Origin of the sequence: Chryseobacterium cucumeris (assembly GCF_001593385.1) — a bacterium.
Classification (GTDB): Bacteria; Bacteroidota; Bacteroidia; order Flavobacteriales; family Weeksellaceae; genus Chryseobacterium; species Chryseobacterium cucumeris.
Window position 1 is genome coordinate 901,634 of the sequence record NZ_LUVZ01000001.1, and the last position, 14,664, is coordinate 916,297.

14 protein-coding genes are annotated in these 14,664 nt (G+C 37.6%); 7 read left to right on the forward strand and 7 right to left on the reverse strand.

Features of this window, described 5'->3' with window-relative positions:
- Positions 1–60 precede the first annotated feature (60 nt).
- The 7 genes from A1704_RS04050 to A1704_RS04080 all read right to left on the reverse strand — a co-directional run bounded on the left by A1704_RS04050 (position 61) and on the right by A1704_RS04080 (position 7,099).
- Positions 61–1,143 carry a M20 family metallo-hydrolase gene (locus A1704_RS04050; protein WP_062670686.1) on the reverse strand — a complete coding sequence of 361 codons (1,083 nt, stop codon included), beginning with the start codon at positions 1,141–1,143 and terminating at the stop codon, positions 61–63.
- The gene (argB, locus tag A1704_RS04055; protein WP_062670688.1) at positions 1,118–1,912 is read right to left on the reverse strand and encodes an acetylglutamate kinase; all 795 of its coding nucleotides are present in this window, start codon (positions 1,910–1,912) and stop codon (positions 1,118–1,120) included. The genes A1704_RS04050 and argB overlap by 26 nt, the downstream gene beginning before the upstream one ends.
- A gap of 66 nt (positions 1,913–1,978) precedes the next feature.
- A complete protein-coding gene (locus tag A1704_RS04060; protein ID WP_062670690.1) occupies positions 1,979–2,938 on the reverse strand; it encodes an N-acetylornithine carbamoyltransferase in 960 nt (319 codons plus the stop codon).
- A gap of 85 nt (positions 2,939–3,023) precedes the next feature.
- Positions 3,024–4,163, reverse strand: coding sequence for an aspartate aminotransferase family protein (locus A1704_RS04065; protein ID WP_062670693.1), 1,140 nt, complete (start codon positions 4,161–4,163; stop codon positions 3,024–3,026).
- An 84-nt stretch (positions 4,164–4,247) separates the two neighbouring features.
- Positions 4,248–5,213, reverse strand: coding sequence for an N-acetyl-gamma-glutamyl-phosphate reductase (gene argC, locus A1704_RS04070; protein ID WP_082798698.1), 966 nt, complete (start codon positions 5,211–5,213; stop codon positions 4,248–4,250).
- Positions 5,214–5,265: 52 nt separating this feature from the next.
- Positions 5,266–6,462 carry an argininosuccinate synthase gene (gene argG / locus A1704_RS04075; RefSeq protein WP_062670697.1) on the reverse strand — a complete coding sequence of 399 codons (1,197 nt, stop codon included), beginning with the start codon at positions 6,460–6,462 and terminating at the stop codon, positions 5,266–5,268.
- Positions 6,434–7,099 (reverse strand): GNAT family N-acetyltransferase, encoded by a 666-nt coding sequence (locus A1704_RS04080; RefSeq protein ID WP_062670699.1) that lies wholly within the window; start codon positions 7,097–7,099, stop codon positions 6,434–6,436. Before A1704_RS04080 ends, argG begins: the two co-directional genes overlap by 29 nt.
- Before the next feature lie 160 nt (positions 7,100–7,259).
- On the opposite strand from A1704_RS04080, the gene A1704_RS04085 reads away from it, so the two are divergent.
- From A1704_RS04085 to A1704_RS04115, 7 genes are all read left to right on the forward strand, one after another.
- Entirely contained in the window at positions 7,260–7,676 is a 417-nt protein-coding gene (locus A1704_RS04085; protein ID WP_062670701.1) for an IS1/IS1595 family N-terminal zinc-binding domain-containing protein, read from the forward strand.
- A gap of 269 nt (positions 7,677–7,945) precedes the next feature.
- Positions 7,946–9,325 (forward strand): hypothetical protein, encoded by a 1,380-nt coding sequence (locus tag A1704_RS04090; protein WP_062670703.1) that lies wholly within the window; start codon positions 7,946–7,948, stop codon positions 9,323–9,325.
- Positions 9,326–9,391: 66 nt separating this feature from the next.
- Complete coding sequence (locus A1704_RS04095; RefSeq protein ID WP_062670705.1) at positions 9,392–10,972, forward strand: MFS transporter; 1,581 nt, start codon at positions 9,392–9,394, stop codon at positions 10,970–10,972.
- Between the two features lie 43 nt (positions 10,973–11,015).
- On the forward strand, positions 11,016–11,243 hold the full coding sequence (locus A1704_RS04100) for a DUF6814 family protein (RefSeq protein ID WP_062670707.1): 228 nt from the start codon (positions 11,016–11,018) through the stop codon (positions 11,241–11,243).
- A 64-nt stretch (positions 11,244–11,307) separates the two neighbouring features.
- On the forward strand, positions 11,308–11,766 hold the full coding sequence (locus A1704_RS04105; protein WP_062670709.1) for a GNAT family N-acetyltransferase: 459 nt from the start codon (positions 11,308–11,310) through the stop codon (positions 11,764–11,766).
- Between the two features lie 2 nt (positions 11,767–11,768).
- Positions 11,769–11,963 carry a hypothetical protein gene (locus A1704_RS04110; protein ID WP_062670711.1) on the forward strand — a complete coding sequence of 65 codons (195 nt, stop codon included), beginning with the start codon at positions 11,769–11,771 and terminating at the stop codon, positions 11,961–11,963.
- Positions 11,956–14,658, forward strand: a complete 2,703-nt coding sequence (locus tag A1704_RS04115) for an ATP-binding protein (protein ID WP_062670714.1) — start codon at positions 11,956–11,958, stop codon at positions 14,656–14,658. The genes A1704_RS04110 and A1704_RS04115 overlap by 8 nt, the downstream gene beginning before the upstream one ends.
- Positions 14,659–14,664: the final 6 nt, after the last annotated feature.

Here is a 14,664-nt window from a genome sequence, read left to right on the forward strand (position 1 = left end):
AGGCTGGAAGCTAATAACACACTGCAATAACTTCCATCTTCCTACACCCATCTTCCATTCTTATAACACTTTTTCTAAAATTCTGATGTAGATTTCTATTCCTTCTTCTATTTCATGGATATAGATAAATTCATCTGCAGTATGAGAGCGCCTACTGTCTCCAGGTCCCATTTTCACTGATGTACATGGAATAATCGCCTGATCTGAGGAAGTAGGTGAACCATAGGTGGTCCTTCCGATTTCAATTCCTGCTTTTACAAACGGATGATCCATTTCGATCTTGGAGGAATTCAGCCTGAACGATCTTGCTGTTAATGTAGATTTCATCTGAGACTGAATGATTTCAAATGCTTCCTGATTGGAATATTCATCCGTTACCCTAACATCCAGTGTGAAATTACAAGACTCCGGCACGACATTGTGCTGTACTCCTGCATGGATTCCTGATAAAGTCACTTTAACTTCGCCCAGATATTCTGAAACCTTAGAAAATTTAAAGGAAAGAATATTCTGCAGATCCTGCATACATTTTACAATTGAGTTATCATCATTAGGATGAGCGGCGTGAGAAGGAGTACCTTTCATTTCTCCATCAATCACAAGAAGTCCTTTTTCAGCAATCGCCAGATTCATCTGCGTGGGTTCCCCTACAATGGCGAGTTCTACGTTGTGTAGCTGCGGAAACAGAGCCTCTATTCCATCAAATCCTGAAATCTCCTCCTCTGCCGTCAAAGCAATAACTAAATTATATTTTAAATCTTCTTTATTATAAAAATGTAAAAAAACCTGTGCCATAGAAACCAAAGAAGCTCCGGCATCATTACTTCCTAATCCAAATAATTTTCCATCTTTTTCAATAGGGACAAACGGATCCAGCGTGTAAGCTTTATTTGGCTTTACCGTATCATGATGGGTATTCAGTAAAATAGAAGGTTTAAAGACATCAAAATGCTTATTTACCGCCCAGATATTATTTTTAAAACGTTTGGTAGGAATCTGGTGTTTTTTGAAAAAATTTTCAATTTCTACCGAAGTATTAAACTCATCTTTACTGAATGAAGGAATCTCAATCAAATTTTTAAGCAATCCGACCGCATTATTCAATAGCTCTTCTTTATTATAAACAGATTTCAGTTCCTGCATGATGATTTTCTATATGGTTTTTCAATTCTGTTTCTTTGATCAGAAACACTTTGTCTACATTATTTTTTATAGCTCCAAGAGCATTTTCAAGTTTGGGCAAAATCCCTTTGTGAAGTTTTCCTTCTTCTTTTAGTGTGGTAAAATCTTCTTCAGTTACACTTTTAATCACAGATTCAGGATCGTTTATATCTTCCAAAACACCTTCCTTATCAAAACAATACAACAGTTCAACTTCATATTTCTCAGAAAGAGCCTGCGCCATCACAGAAGCAATGGTATCTGCATTGGTATTGAAAAGATTTCCTTTTCTGTCGTGGGTAATCGCAGAAAATACAGGAACAAGATCCAGTTTGATGAGTTTTGAAACCAGCTTTCTGTTTACACTTTTCTTGGTAATATCCCCCACAAATCCAAAATCGATTTCAGGATGTTCTCTTTTCTTAGCTTTAATTAAATTTCCGTCTGCTCCTGAGAATCCTATGGCATTGCATCTTTTCTGCTGCAACTTTTCAACGATATTTTTATTGATTCCTCCTGCATATACCATCGTTACAATATCCAGTGTTTCTTTATCCGTAATCCTCCTTCCATTGATCATCTTTTGTTCGATACCCAGCTTATCAGCAAGCGTTGTTGCCAACTTGCCACCACCATGAACAAGGATTTTCTTTTCAGTAATTTCGGAAAACTGTTCTAAGAATTGGCTCAATAATTCCTCATCATCTATTAAAGCTCCGCCAATTTTTATGATGTATAACTTTTCTTTCATTGTAAACGTTTTGTGATCTTTTCTTTTTTCTATCCTTGTCAACGTTTTGAACCTTGACAAGGATTATTATTGGGCTTTCAATTCATCTAAAATTTCACTGAACACAGCCTGTGCGGAGAAAATACGGTTTTTTGCCTGCTGATAAATGATAGAATGATCTCCATCCATCACTTCATCACTCAGTTCCACATTACGGCGAACCGGTAGACAGTGCATTACTTTCGCATCATTGGTATGCGCTAGTTTTTCATTCGTAAGCATCCACTCACCCTTTACTTCAGGCATTGCTGCGTAGTCATCAAAAGAAGACCAGTTTTTCACATAGATAAAGTCTGCATCTTTCAATGCTTCATCCTGATCATGGATTACTTTCACATCTTTTGTGACGTTTTTATCTAAATCATACCCTTCGGGGTTTGTAATCACTAACTCTACATCCATTTCCTGCATCCATTCTGCGAAAGAATTTCCAACGGCATGAGCAATAGGTTTGATATGCGGTGCCCAGGTCAATACCACTTTTGGTTTATGGTCTTTTTTCCAATTTTCTGTAATAGTGATGCAGTCTGCTAAACTTTGTAGTGGATGGCGGGTAGCTGATTCCAGAGAAATAACAGGTACTTTTGCATGCTTTTCAAACTGGCTCAGGATGCTTTCATTCACATCATCTTCTTTGCTCTTCATCCCTGCAAAACAACGTACCGCAATGATATCACAATATTGATTTAACACTTCGATAGCATCTTTGATATGTTCTACAGTGTCGCCGTTCATCACCGCTCCGTCAGCAAATTCAAGATTCCAGGCTTCCTGTGCTGCATTTAACGTCAACACATTTAAACCTAAATTTTGAGCTGCAATCTGACTGCTCAGACGGGTTCTCAAACTTGAATTTAAAAATACAAGTCCGATTGTTTTTCCCTTTCCTTTTTGTGTTTCAGTAAGGGGGTCTGCTTTTATCTGTAAAGCTTTTTTTATGATTTCCTGTAAGTTTTCTACATCACTTACAGAGGTAAATTTTTTCATTTGGTATTTTCTATTTTTTTTCAATGGACAAATGGAATATCCATTTCATTTTAAAGTAATTTTAAAGATTTTGTTTTTAAATCCCTTAGATATTTTCCAATACCCCCTTCAGGGCACTGATGAAAAGATCTGTTTCCTCTTTTTTGATATTCAGTGCCGGAAGAATCCTTAAAACACTTTTATCATTAGAGTTTCCAGTGAAAATATGATGATCAAACAGTAATTCTTTCCTTACTTCTGAACAGTCTCTGTCGAGTTCTATTCCGATCATCAATCCTTTCCTTCGGATAGATTTAATATGTGGCAAATCTTTAATTTCATTTTCAATATACTCACCCATCTGTTGTGCATTTTCAAGAAGATTTTCATCTTTCATGACATCCAGCACAGCAATTGAAGCTGCACAAGCCAGATGATTTCCTCCAAATGTAGTTCCAAGCAAACCATTGCTTGCCTCGAATTTAGGATGGATTAAAACTCCGCCCACAGGGAAACCATTTCCCATTCCTTTAGCCGTAGTAATAATATCTGCTTCTACACCAAATTCCTGATGCGCAAAGAAATATCCGCTTCTCCCATACCCGGACTGCACTTCATCCAAAATAAGAACAGTATCATATTTTTCACATAATTCTTTGATTTTAGATAAAAATTCCGGTGTTGGAATCATAATTCCTCCTACTCCCTGAATTCCTTCGATGATTACGGATGAAATTTCATTTCCAAATTTTTCAAAGGTTTCTTCAAGCTCTTGTATATCATTCCATTCTGATTTGATAAATCTTTCAGAAAAATTAACCGGAGCTACAATTTTCGGATTATCAGTCACTGAAACCGCTGCAGAAGTTCTGCCGTGAAATGAGCCTGAAAAGTAAAGCACTTTGCTTTTTCCGTTATGAAATGAAGCCAGCTTCAATGCATTTTCATTGGCTTCTGCTCCAGAATTGCATAAGAAAAGGTTATAATCTTCATATCCTGAAAGCTTTCCTAATTTTTCTGCCAGTTCAGTCTGTAATTCATTCTGAACAGAATTGGAATAGAAAGAAATTTTTTCAAGCTGATCTTTCAGCTTATTCTGATAGTGTGGATGGTTGTGCCCGATAGAAATCACAGCATGACCTCCGTAAAAATCAAGATATTGTTCTCCCTTATCGTCCCAAAGAAAGGATCCCTGAGCTTTTACCGGATTTATGTTGAATAATGGATATACGTTGAATAAATTCATGTCTTTTTATAAATGATAATTGATAAATAATGAATGATGCGGGATTCGGGTTTCGAGTTCCCATACATCCATCTACTTTCTATATTAGAATGCTATCGGTTTCAGGTTTAATCCTGCATTTTCTTCCCAGTTCATAGCCAGATTCATATTCTGTACGGCCTGCCCCGAAGCACCTTTTAACAAATTGTCAATCGCTGAGTGAATAACGACAACATTTCCACTCTTTTCGATTTGAATCACACAGCGATTGGTATTGACAACCTGCTTTAAATCCACTGCCTTCCTGCTTACTGTAACAAAAGGCTCCTCTGCATAAAAATCCTGATACAAATGTTCTATTTCCTCCAGCTCCAGCTCCGTCTTCATGGTGGAACTTGTAAAAATCCCTCTTGCAAAATCTCCTCTCCAAGGAACAAAGTTCAGGTTTACTTCTTTATTATTGAATGCAATCAGCTGCTGCAAAATCTCATCCACATGTTGATGAGTTAATGTTTTATAGGCTGAAACATTATCATTTCTCCAGGTAAAATGAGTCGTTGCCTGCAGAGACTGCCCGGCTCCCGTAGAACCCGTAATCCCTGTGGTAAAGACCTCATTCAACACTCCTTTTTCCGCCAATGGCAACAAAGCCAATTGAATGGCCGTAGCAAAACATCCCGGGTTCGCAATACTTTTAGCACCCACTAGTTGTTTTTTATTAATTTCCGGCAATCCGTAGATAAAATTTCTGTTTCCGAAATTTCCTTCTAAGCGGAAATCGTTTCCAAGATCAATCACCAGCGTTTCATCCTTGACAGGGTTCTGCGTTAACCAGTTTTGACTTTCTTTATGAGGAAGACATAGAAAAAGAATATCCACGTCTTCAGGCTTATCCGTCAAAACCATTTCACAAACCGTCGTTAAATCCGGGTACAGAGCCGAAATTCTTGTTCCCGAATTCGAACGACTATATAAAAAACTCAATGTCACATGGTGATGAAAAGCCAGTAAGCGTATAAGCTCACTTCCTGTATAACCGTTGGCACCAATAATTCCTACTGTTTTCTTCATTTTAATTCTGACAGCATTTTGTTCTGCCTTTCATTACATCGTCCTTGCGGAACTAGTTGATATTTTGGTTAATCTGGTGGTATATATTTAAAGAATTGCTTACAATCTTCGTATATCCTTTTACATCTTCTCCCGTCCATGCTCTGTTCGCTTCTCCATAGCTTCCGAATTTGTCGGACATCAGATCATGATCAGATTCAATTCCGTTAAGAATAAATCTGTAAGGATGAAGGGTTACAAATACTTTCCCGGTTACTGTTTTCTGAGAATCTACCAAGAACGACTCAATATTTCTCATGACAGGATCTAAGAAAAGTGCTTCATGAAGCCAGTTTCCATACCAGTCGGATAACTGCGACTTCATCATTTGCTGATATTTTGAAAGCGTATGTTTTTCCAATAAATGATGCGCTTTGATAATCACCGATGCTGCTGCCGCTTCAAATCCTACTCGTCCTTTAATCCCAACAATGGTATCCCCTACGTGAATATCACGGCCAATTCCATATGCTGAAGCCAGTTCTTCTATTTTTTGAATGGCGTATACTGAATGTTCAAAGCTTTCTCCATTGACTCCTACCATTTCTCCGTTTTTAAACTCGATCTCCAGCTCTGAAGGCTGAGTTTCTTTAATCTGGGATGGAAAAGCTTCTTCCGGCAGGTAATTTCTGGATGTCAGTGTTTCTTTACCGCCTACTGAAGTTCCCCAAAGTCCTTTATTGACAGAATATTGAGCTTTTTGAAATTCCATTTCATAACCGTGTTCTTTCAAAAACTCAATTTCTTCTTCACGGGACAAAGCCATATCACGAATTGGAGTAATAATTTCAATATTTGGACACATCACCTGGAAAATCAAGTCAAAACGAACCTGATCGTTCCCTGCTCCTGTACTTCCGTGAGCAATGGCATCTGCCTGTACTTCAATGGCATATTTTGCAATCTCCTGCGCCTGAATAGTACGTTCAGCACTTACCGATAGAGGATAGGTATTATTTTTCAATACATTCCCGAAAATCAAATATTTCACACATGAATTATAGTAATCTTCCTGAGCGTCTACGCACCTGTACTCTTTTACTCCAAGGTTTAAGGCTTTTCTTTCCAACTCTTTTTCTTCTTCTTTTGAAAAACCTCCGGTGTTTACAGTAACGGCATACACATCATACCCTAGTGTTTCACTAAGATATTTAGCACAGTAGGAAGTATCTAAACCTCCGCTAAACGCTAAGATGACTTTCTTTTTCATCTGGACTCTTTTTATTTTTATTAATGGTCACATGGAATTCATCAAAATCTTTCTGAATCATTCCATCATATTTATTTTCAGGCAGATTATTCACTACCTCCTCTTTTTTTTTATCGTTTTCCGGAACAAATAACATGGCTGTACAAAGACAGTTTTTACGTTCCTTCATCATTAAAATTTCATAGTTTACACAATTTTTGCAGCCGTTCCAGAATTCTTCATCCTGAGTCAGTTCAGAATAGATCACGGGTTTATATCCCAAATCACTATTTATTTTCATTACTGCCAAACCTGTTGTTAATCCAAACACTTTCGCATCCGGATATTTGTCTCTAGATAACTGGAAAACTTTCTGCTTGATCTGAGTCGCTACTCCCCCGTTCCTGAATTTCGGTGACACAATCAGCCCCGAATTAGCCACAAACTTCCCATGTGACCAGGTCTCTATATAACAGAAACCTACCCACTCTCCGTTTTCAGTGGCTACCACAGCATTGCCTTCTGAAATCTTTTTACTCAAATATTCTATAGAACGTTTTGCGATACCCGTTCCTCTGCGCTGTGCAGAATCGTACATTTCCTGCTGTATTTCACTCACATACATTAGATGTTCGCATGAGGAAATTTCTATTTCCATTTATTTATCTAATTTTTTTGGCAAATTTAAAATATAATTTCTTTTAAATCCAAATTAAAAAGATATTTTTTTTGTTTTAAAATTTTAAGCAGGTAAAATTATCTTTAAACAAAAATGTACATTTGCTAATTTATTATATATTTGCTAAAATAATATAGTTATGGAAAACACCTGCCCTAAATGCAAGAGTATCAAAGTAGTAAAAAGCGGTATCATCAACAATAAACAACGCTTCCACTGCAAAGACTGCAACTATTATTTTACCGTTAAAAAACTGGGAAAGCAAATAGATGATTACTATGTAACCAAAGCTCTTCAGCTTTATCTGGAAGGCTTAAGTTATCGTGAAATTGAAAGAATTATCGGTGTTTCCCATGTTACCATAAGCTCATGGATTAAAAAATACAATATCACAAGGCCGCCCCATTCTGAATTCCATCCTGTTTATAAGATACTAAAGCAAAGCGAACTGATTGAGTATATCGCTCAGGAAGAGAATATTAAAAACTCCGGAATTATCATCACACAATTTGCCGATAAGTATATGCTGATTAAGTGGGAACGGTTTAAAAAGTAGCGCGGGTTTAGGGATGTGGGTTTCGCGGGATGCGAGTCATGAAGTTTTAAAACCGAGGTGAAAATACTCTTACAAAAAACTGTATATCAAATATTTAAAAAATTATAATTTTAAATCCTAACCCCCAAACCTCGAACCCCGCATCCCGAAAATCAAAGTCTACTAAATACCAACTATACTATTACCAATAATATATATTAAATTTTCATAAATAAATTATTAATTACAATTTGGCATTCACAAAAAACAACGCCAAAAATTGATAATTTATGAAGAAATTACTTACATTCATTGGATTAGCTTTAATCAGCAGTTCCTTATATTCACAAGGCTCTCCTGATTATGGCAGTGGCTTAAAACTTAACCTCAACCAAAACGGGGATAAATTCGTCAGATTTATTTTATGGGACCAGTTTTGGGTAAGAAATACATCTATGAACCCTGGAACCATGGTAGGCGGTGAACCCACTGACAACTCATGGAGTCTGGGAAACAGAAGGTTACGTGCATTAACATACGCACAGATCTCTAAGAGATATATGATCCTGCTCCATTTCGGAATTAATAATCAGACTTTCATCAATGGTGGCGCTTCAGGCACCTCAGGAACAGGAGGTTATGGAAACGGAAAGAAAACCCAGCTGTTCTTTCATGATGCCTGGAACGAATATGCAGTTATTTTACCTGGAGAAGCGGGAAAATTCAGTTTAACTTTAGGGGCCGGACTACACTACTATATGGGACTTTCCCGTATGACCATGGCTTCGACGCTTAACTTCCTTACATTAGATTCTCCTGTTTTCTCATGGCCTTTGATTGATAATTCAGATCAGTTTGCAAGACAGCTCGGAATGTTTGCCAAAGGAAAGTATGGAAAACTGGAATATCGTTTCAGTTTAAATAAACCTTTCGCCACAGATCTTGTTCCTGTGAATGTAACAGATCCTTCAAAAGCAGTCGCTGTTGATAATAACGGAAATCCCAGTTTTTCAAAAGCAGGATATGTTGAATATCAGTTTCTTGATGAAGAATCCAACACACTTCCTTTTAAAGTTGGATCTTACCTGGGAACAAAAAAAGTCTTCAATGTAGGTGCCGGTTTTTATCATCAGGCTGACGGAACAAGAACTTCTGTCAATTCAAACATTGAAAAACATGATATTACCCTTTTTGCTGTAGATGCGTTTGCAGATATTCCTTTGGGTGAGGCAAAAAATAAAATGGCCGTTTCTGCCTATGCCGGATATTATAATTACAATTTCGGACCGAACTATGTAAGAAATCTGGGAACCATGAATATTGGCGCCTCTGATCCTAATTTTATTGGGAATAAAGCCATTGCAGGACCAGGAAATCTACAGCCAACCATTGGAACAGGTAATATTATCTACGCCCAGGCAGGTTTACTATTACCGAGTCAGGCAGAAAAGCCAAAAATCAGAATACAGCCTTTTGCTGCTTATACTCGTAAAAGTTTTGAGGCTTTTGATAAATCTTCATCTCAGTTCGATGTTGGAGCCAATTGGTTTATAGACGGACATCATGCAAAAATAACGACACAGTATTCCACAAGGCCTGTTTATACAAATCCTACGGAAAGTCCTTCTTCTAAAGGAGAATTTATTGTACAGTTTCAGATCTACCTGTAAGGTTTTAATGGTTCAAAAAAAATTATAATTAACATCCTATTCCACTAACATCAAAAACTAATCAATATGAGCGAAAATCATCACGAAAGCTACGAAAATATGACCGACAGGCAGAAAAACCGCACCATCTGGAGTGTGATCACTGCCTCATCTCTCGGAACATTGATAGAATGGTATGACTTCTATATCTTTGGAAGTCTGGCCGTTGTTTTAGCGACCAAATTTTTCCCTGCGGATAATCCTACTGCCGCATTTTTATCTACCCTGGCTACTTTTGCTGCCGGATTTGTAGTAAGACCTTTCGGGGCATTATTTTTCGGGAGACTGGGAGATCTTATCGGAAGAAAATATACTTTCCTGGTTACGTTACTGATTATGGGATTTTCCACTTTCCTGATCGGATGTATTCCAAGTTATGAAACCATTGGATTTCTGGCACCGGTTTTGGTTTTAATTTTAAGATTACTTCAGGGGCTTGCTTTAGGAGGTGAATACGGAGGTGCTGCCACGTATGTCGCAGAATACGCACAACCTCATCGCCGCGGATACTGGACCTCCTGGATCCAGACTACAGCAACAGCCGGACTTTTCATTTCATTAATTGTTATTCTGATCACCAAGACCACTCTTTCTGCAGAAGAATTTGATACGTGGGGATGGAGAGTTCCATTCTGGATTTCTATTCTGATGGTTGCTGTATCTTACATTATCAGAAAGAACATGAAAGAATCACCCCTTTTTGCGAAAGCCAAAAGCGAGGGAAAAACGTCCAAAAACCCTTTAAAGGAAAGTTTCGGAAACAAATACAATTTCAAATTTGTACTATTGGCTTTATTCGGGGCTGCGATGGGGCAAGGTGTAATCTGGTATACAGGACAATTCTATGCCATGAGTTTCCTTCAAAAGGTCATGAATGTAGAATCGGCGCAGGTAGATTCATTGATGGCTACGGCTTTATTTTTAGGAACACCCTTCTTTGTATTCTTTGGATGGCTTTCTGACAAAATCGGCAGAAAAGCAGTGATGATGACCGGAATGCTGATTGCTATTTTAGCGTACAGACCTATTTACGACAGCATGTTTAAAAGTGTAAACCTCGAAAACAAAACGATTGCAGCCAATGGAATTACAGAAAAAAGAACGGCTAAAATCCACAATGATATTGCGACAGACAGCCTGGTGACTTTTCACAAAGAAACACTTTATACAGACGGAACTTTAATTAAAAAAGACAGCGTAGTTCATTGGTCATCTTCAGGGATTGTTATGAAAGACGGAAAACCGGAGGAAGCCAAAGTTTCTCAAAGTTTAAAATTAAGTGACAACACCAAATGGTACCTGGTATTCCTTGTTTTCATCCAGGTGATCTTTGTAACGATGGTTTACGGACCTATCGCTGCCTTCCTTGTTGAAATGTTCCCTGTGAGAATCCGTTACACCTCAATGTCATTACCTTATCATATTGGAAACGGGGTCTTTGGAGGACTTCTTCCAGCGGTAGCTACTTATCTGGTGACTACAGGAAAAGAAGCAGGACATGCAACATGGTATCTGGAAGGACTCTGGTACCCGATTGGAGTCGCTGCCGTATGTTTGATCATCGGATTATTTTATCTTAAAAATAAGAACAATAATCTTCACGATTAGGTACTGAATCACTCAAATTTTTATTAATTTTAAAACTACTAAAATGAACGGACTAAAAAAAATATTAGGCATTCTCTGGATCGCAATAGCAGTAATTGTGGGTTACTTCGGAATTACCGTACTGGGAATCCCGAAAATAACTTCCGGAAAACAGGAAGATCTTGTTTTTGGCATCATCATTCTTTTTGTACTGATGCCGATTATCTCAGGCGGAATGGCAGTTTTCGGTTATTACGCCTTAAAAGGAGAATATTCTGACGATAAAATTTAAAAGCAAAAAACAGATCATTGATGAATGCGGCATTCATCAATGATCTGTTATCAATTATAAAAAAATGGATATCACGATTAAAGCAATTCCCCGTCCTTCTCAGGATAAGAGCGTTATTGACCTCATCCACAGATTAAATACTTCTCTTATTACAATCTCTGGTGAGAGTGGAAGCAAAAGTGCAAACCTTGATGACTTTTGTCAGGAGAAAGCTTTGTTCCTCATTGCTGTAAGTGATGAAAAACCCATAGCCTGTGGAGGTTTTCGCCCCCTTTCACCAGAAATATGTGAAATTAAACGCATGTTCTCCCTGGACAAAAACATAGGCCTGGGCGGAAAGATTCTCTCGGCGTTAGAAAAAGCCGCAAAACAATTCGACTATAAATACATCTATCTGGAAACCCGTAAAAAAAATGACAATGCCGTAAAGTTTTATCTGAAAAACGAATATAAGGTCATTGAAAATTATGGAATTTACATCGGACGTGAAGAAGCGATATGCTTCAGTAAGGAAATAAAATAATTATGAAAAAAAGACACGAACAAAAACTTATCATACTGAGCGTAGGGCTTATGATTGCTTTCAGCATTCCTATTTCACTTCTTTTCAATAGTGACAGGGAAGTTTTGGGCTATCCTATGATCCTTATTTATCTGTTCGTGGTCTGGATGATTTCCATTGTGATTTCTTTTGTAATTGTAAAAAGACATGATGAGTAGTTTCGCATTATTTTTTGTCGTTCTGTTTTATCTGGCCCTCCTTTTCTTAGTTGCCTACCTGGCAGAGAAGAAAAGAAGCAAGCTTTGGATCAATAATCCATACATCTATGCTTTATCTCTTGCTGTATATTGTACTGCCTGGACGTATTATGGAAGTATCGGTGTGGCAGCAACAAGCGGATTAAACTATTTACCAATTTACATTGGACCTATTATGATTATTCCGGCATGGATCTATATCAATACCCGGATTGTAAGAATTTCAAGGGTCAACAAAATAAGCAGCCTTGCCGATTTCATTTCATTGAGATACGGGAACAGCAGAAGCCTGAGTGCCATTATCACGATAGTCTGCCTTCTGGCGATAGTTCCTTATATCGGGCTGCAGATTAAAGCCATTTCTGAAACCTTCCATCTGGTAACTGAAACTCCGATGTCGAAAGACATTCTTACTGATAATGCAACTTTCGTGGTAATTTTAATCGCTTTATTTTCTTCTTACTATGGAACACGATATGTGGATGCTTCAGAAAAAAGGCTTGGAATTATCTCCGCCATTGCTCTGGAAAGTTTTTTAAAGCTGTTTTTCATTATTATTCTCGGATTTTTCGTTATTTATTATGTTTTTGATGGTTTCTCAGATATTTATGAGAAAGCCAGTAAATTTGAAGATTTTAAAGAAAAAAACACCTTCAACGGAATTGAAGGTGCCCTGAACTGGATGGTTCTCTGCATGATTTCCGCAACAGCGATCTGCATTCTCCCAAGACAGTTCCACACTGCTATTGTTGAAAACAGGCAGGAAAAGCACATCAGAACAGCTATTTGGTTTTTTCCGCTTTACCTTCTAATCTTTACTGTATTTATTTTCCCGATTGCCTGGGGAGGAAGATTAATTTTTGACGGACAGAAAGTAAATCCTGAGTTCTACTCTATTCTGATTCCACAGCATTTCGACAATACTTTGATCACAGTATTCGTCTTTCTTGGAGGATTGAGCTCATGTATTTCCATGATCATTATCTCTGCCATTACTTTATCCATCATGCTTTCCAACAATCTCATCATTCCATACGGATTGCTGGGAAAATTAAAATCTGAAAGCGAGGAGCAAAATACAAGAATCATCACCAATATCAGGAAGTTCAGTATTTTCGCATTGATCATTATGGCTTTTGCCTTCTACAAGTATTTCATTTTGAAAACTTCCCTGGATTCGGTAGGATTAATCTCATTTGTCGTGATTGCACAGCTGGCACCTGCATTTTTCGGAGCTTTATTCTGGAGAAGAGGAAGTTATAAAGGTGCTGTTACAGGACTTTTAGCCGGATTGGTAATCTGCTATTTCGGACTGATTATTCCCCAGTATTATTTTTCGTACAATCAGGAATTTAAAGGGGTCTTGAGGGATATGTATAATGCTTTCGGATTTTTTACCATTCCTTATTTAGGAAGAATTCCACAGATCTTTTTCTGGTCGATGCTGGTCAATACAAGCCTGTTTACAATTGTTTCCGTAAGTTCAAAAGGAAATTACCGTGAAAGAAACTTTGCTGAGCTTTACGTAGACATCGATAAGTACATTCAGAATCACGAAAATGCTTTTATCTGGCGAGGAACAGCCTATATTTCTGATATTCAGAATATTCTGGAACGTTTCTTAGGTAAGAATAAAACGGAACAGGCCTTAAGGATTTTTAATTTAAAATATAACATCGACTCCAATACTGAGACAGCCGATTCAAGGTTTATCAAATTCTCAGAAAACCTTTTGGCCGGAAGAATCGGTACAGCTTCCGCAAAAATATTGATTGAAGGAGTAACCAAGGAAGATAAAATATCTTTAAAAGAAGTTTTAAATATTCTCGAAGAATCACAAGAAAATATCAGCTTAAATAAAAAGCTTACCGAACAGTCTGCAGAACTTCAGAAACTGTCTAATGATCTGAGGACTGCCAATGAAAGTCTGATTATTAAAGACCGCCAAAAAGACGATTTTCTGGATTCTGTCGCTCACGAGCTAAGAACTCCGATTACGGCCATCCGTTCAGCAGGAGAAATTTTAGCGGATGACGATGATATCCCTTTTGACATCAAACAGGAGTTTTTAAACAACATCATCACAGAATCCGACAGATTAAGCGAAATCATCAATGATATTCTTTATCTGGATAAATTGCAGCATGGTGAAATCTCTCTGCATATTCAGGAAAACAATATTGTTGACACGTATAAAAAAGCATTGAATCCGCTTCTTCACCTGATACAGCAGAAAAATATTCATTTGAGTGAAGTTAATCTCCTGAATCAGTCTATATTTGAATATGATGAAGCAAGAATGATTCAGCTGTTTCAGAATATCTGGGGAAACGCTTTAAAATTTACGGAAGAACATGGCACCATTCAGACCAAATTGTTTGAAAAAGATCAGCAGCTGATCATTACCATCTTCAATACCGGAAAGCATATTCCGGAGGAGGATCTGGAAATGATTTTTGATAAATTTTATCAATCGAAAAACCAAAACATATTAAAGCCTACAGGAAGCGGACTGGGATTGGCCATTTCCAAAAAAATTGTAGAGGCACACGGAGGAAGTATAAAAGCAGAAAACAGCGGGCTGGGCGTAACTTTCACCATCAACATTCCCAAAAAAACTAAAAAAGAGATTACAGATGAAGTTGAACACCATTAAAACCTT

Excerpts from the sequence above, each read along its gene's own strand:
- A1704_RS04050 (WP_062670686.1), bottom strand. The coding sequence starts at position 1,143 with ATGCAGGAACTGAAATCTGTTTATAATAAAGAAGAGCTATTGAATAAT.
- argB (WP_062670688.1), bottom strand. The coding sequence starts at position 1,912 with ATGAAAGAAAAGTTATACATCATAAAAATTGGCGGAGCTTTAATAGAT.
- A1704_RS04060 (WP_062670690.1), bottom strand. The coding sequence starts at position 2,938 with ATGAAAAAATTTACCTCTGTAAGTGATGTAGAAAACTTACAGGAAATC.
- A1704_RS04065 (WP_062670693.1), bottom strand. The coding sequence starts at position 4,163 with ATGAATTTATTCAACGTATATCCATTATTCAACATAAATCCGGTAAAA.
- argC (WP_082798698.1), bottom strand. The coding sequence starts at position 5,213 with ATGAAGAAAACAGTAGGAATTATTGGTGCCAACGGTTATACAGGAAGT.
- argG (WP_062670697.1), bottom strand. The coding sequence starts at position 6,462 with ATGAAAAAGAAAGTCATCTTAGCGTTTAGCGGAGGTTTAGATACTTCC.
- A1704_RS04080 (WP_062670699.1), bottom strand. The coding sequence starts at position 7,099 with ATGGAAATAGAAATTTCCTCATGCGAACATCTAATGTATGTGAGTGAA.
- A1704_RS04085 (WP_062670701.1), top strand. The coding sequence starts at position 7,260 with ATGGAAAACACCTGCCCTAAATGCAAGAGTATCAAAGTAGTAAAAAGC.
- A1704_RS04090 (WP_062670703.1), top strand. The coding sequence starts at position 7,946 with ATGAAGAAATTACTTACATTCATTGGATTAGCTTTAATCAGCAGTTCC.
- A1704_RS04095 (WP_062670705.1), top strand. The coding sequence starts at position 9,392 with ATGAGCGAAAATCATCACGAAAGCTACGAAAATATGACCGACAGGCAG.
- A1704_RS04100 (WP_062670707.1), top strand. The coding sequence starts at position 11,016 with ATGAACGGACTAAAAAAAATATTAGGCATTCTCTGGATCGCAATAGCA.
- A1704_RS04105 (WP_062670709.1), top strand. The coding sequence starts at position 11,308 with ATGGATATCACGATTAAAGCAATTCCCCGTCCTTCTCAGGATAAGAGC.
- A1704_RS04110 (WP_062670711.1), top strand. The coding sequence starts at position 11,769 with ATGAAAAAAAGACACGAACAAAAACTTATCATACTGAGCGTAGGGCTT.
- A1704_RS04115 (WP_062670714.1), top strand. The coding sequence starts at position 11,956 with ATGAGTAGTTTCGCATTATTTTTTGTCGTTCTGTTTTATCTGGCCCTC.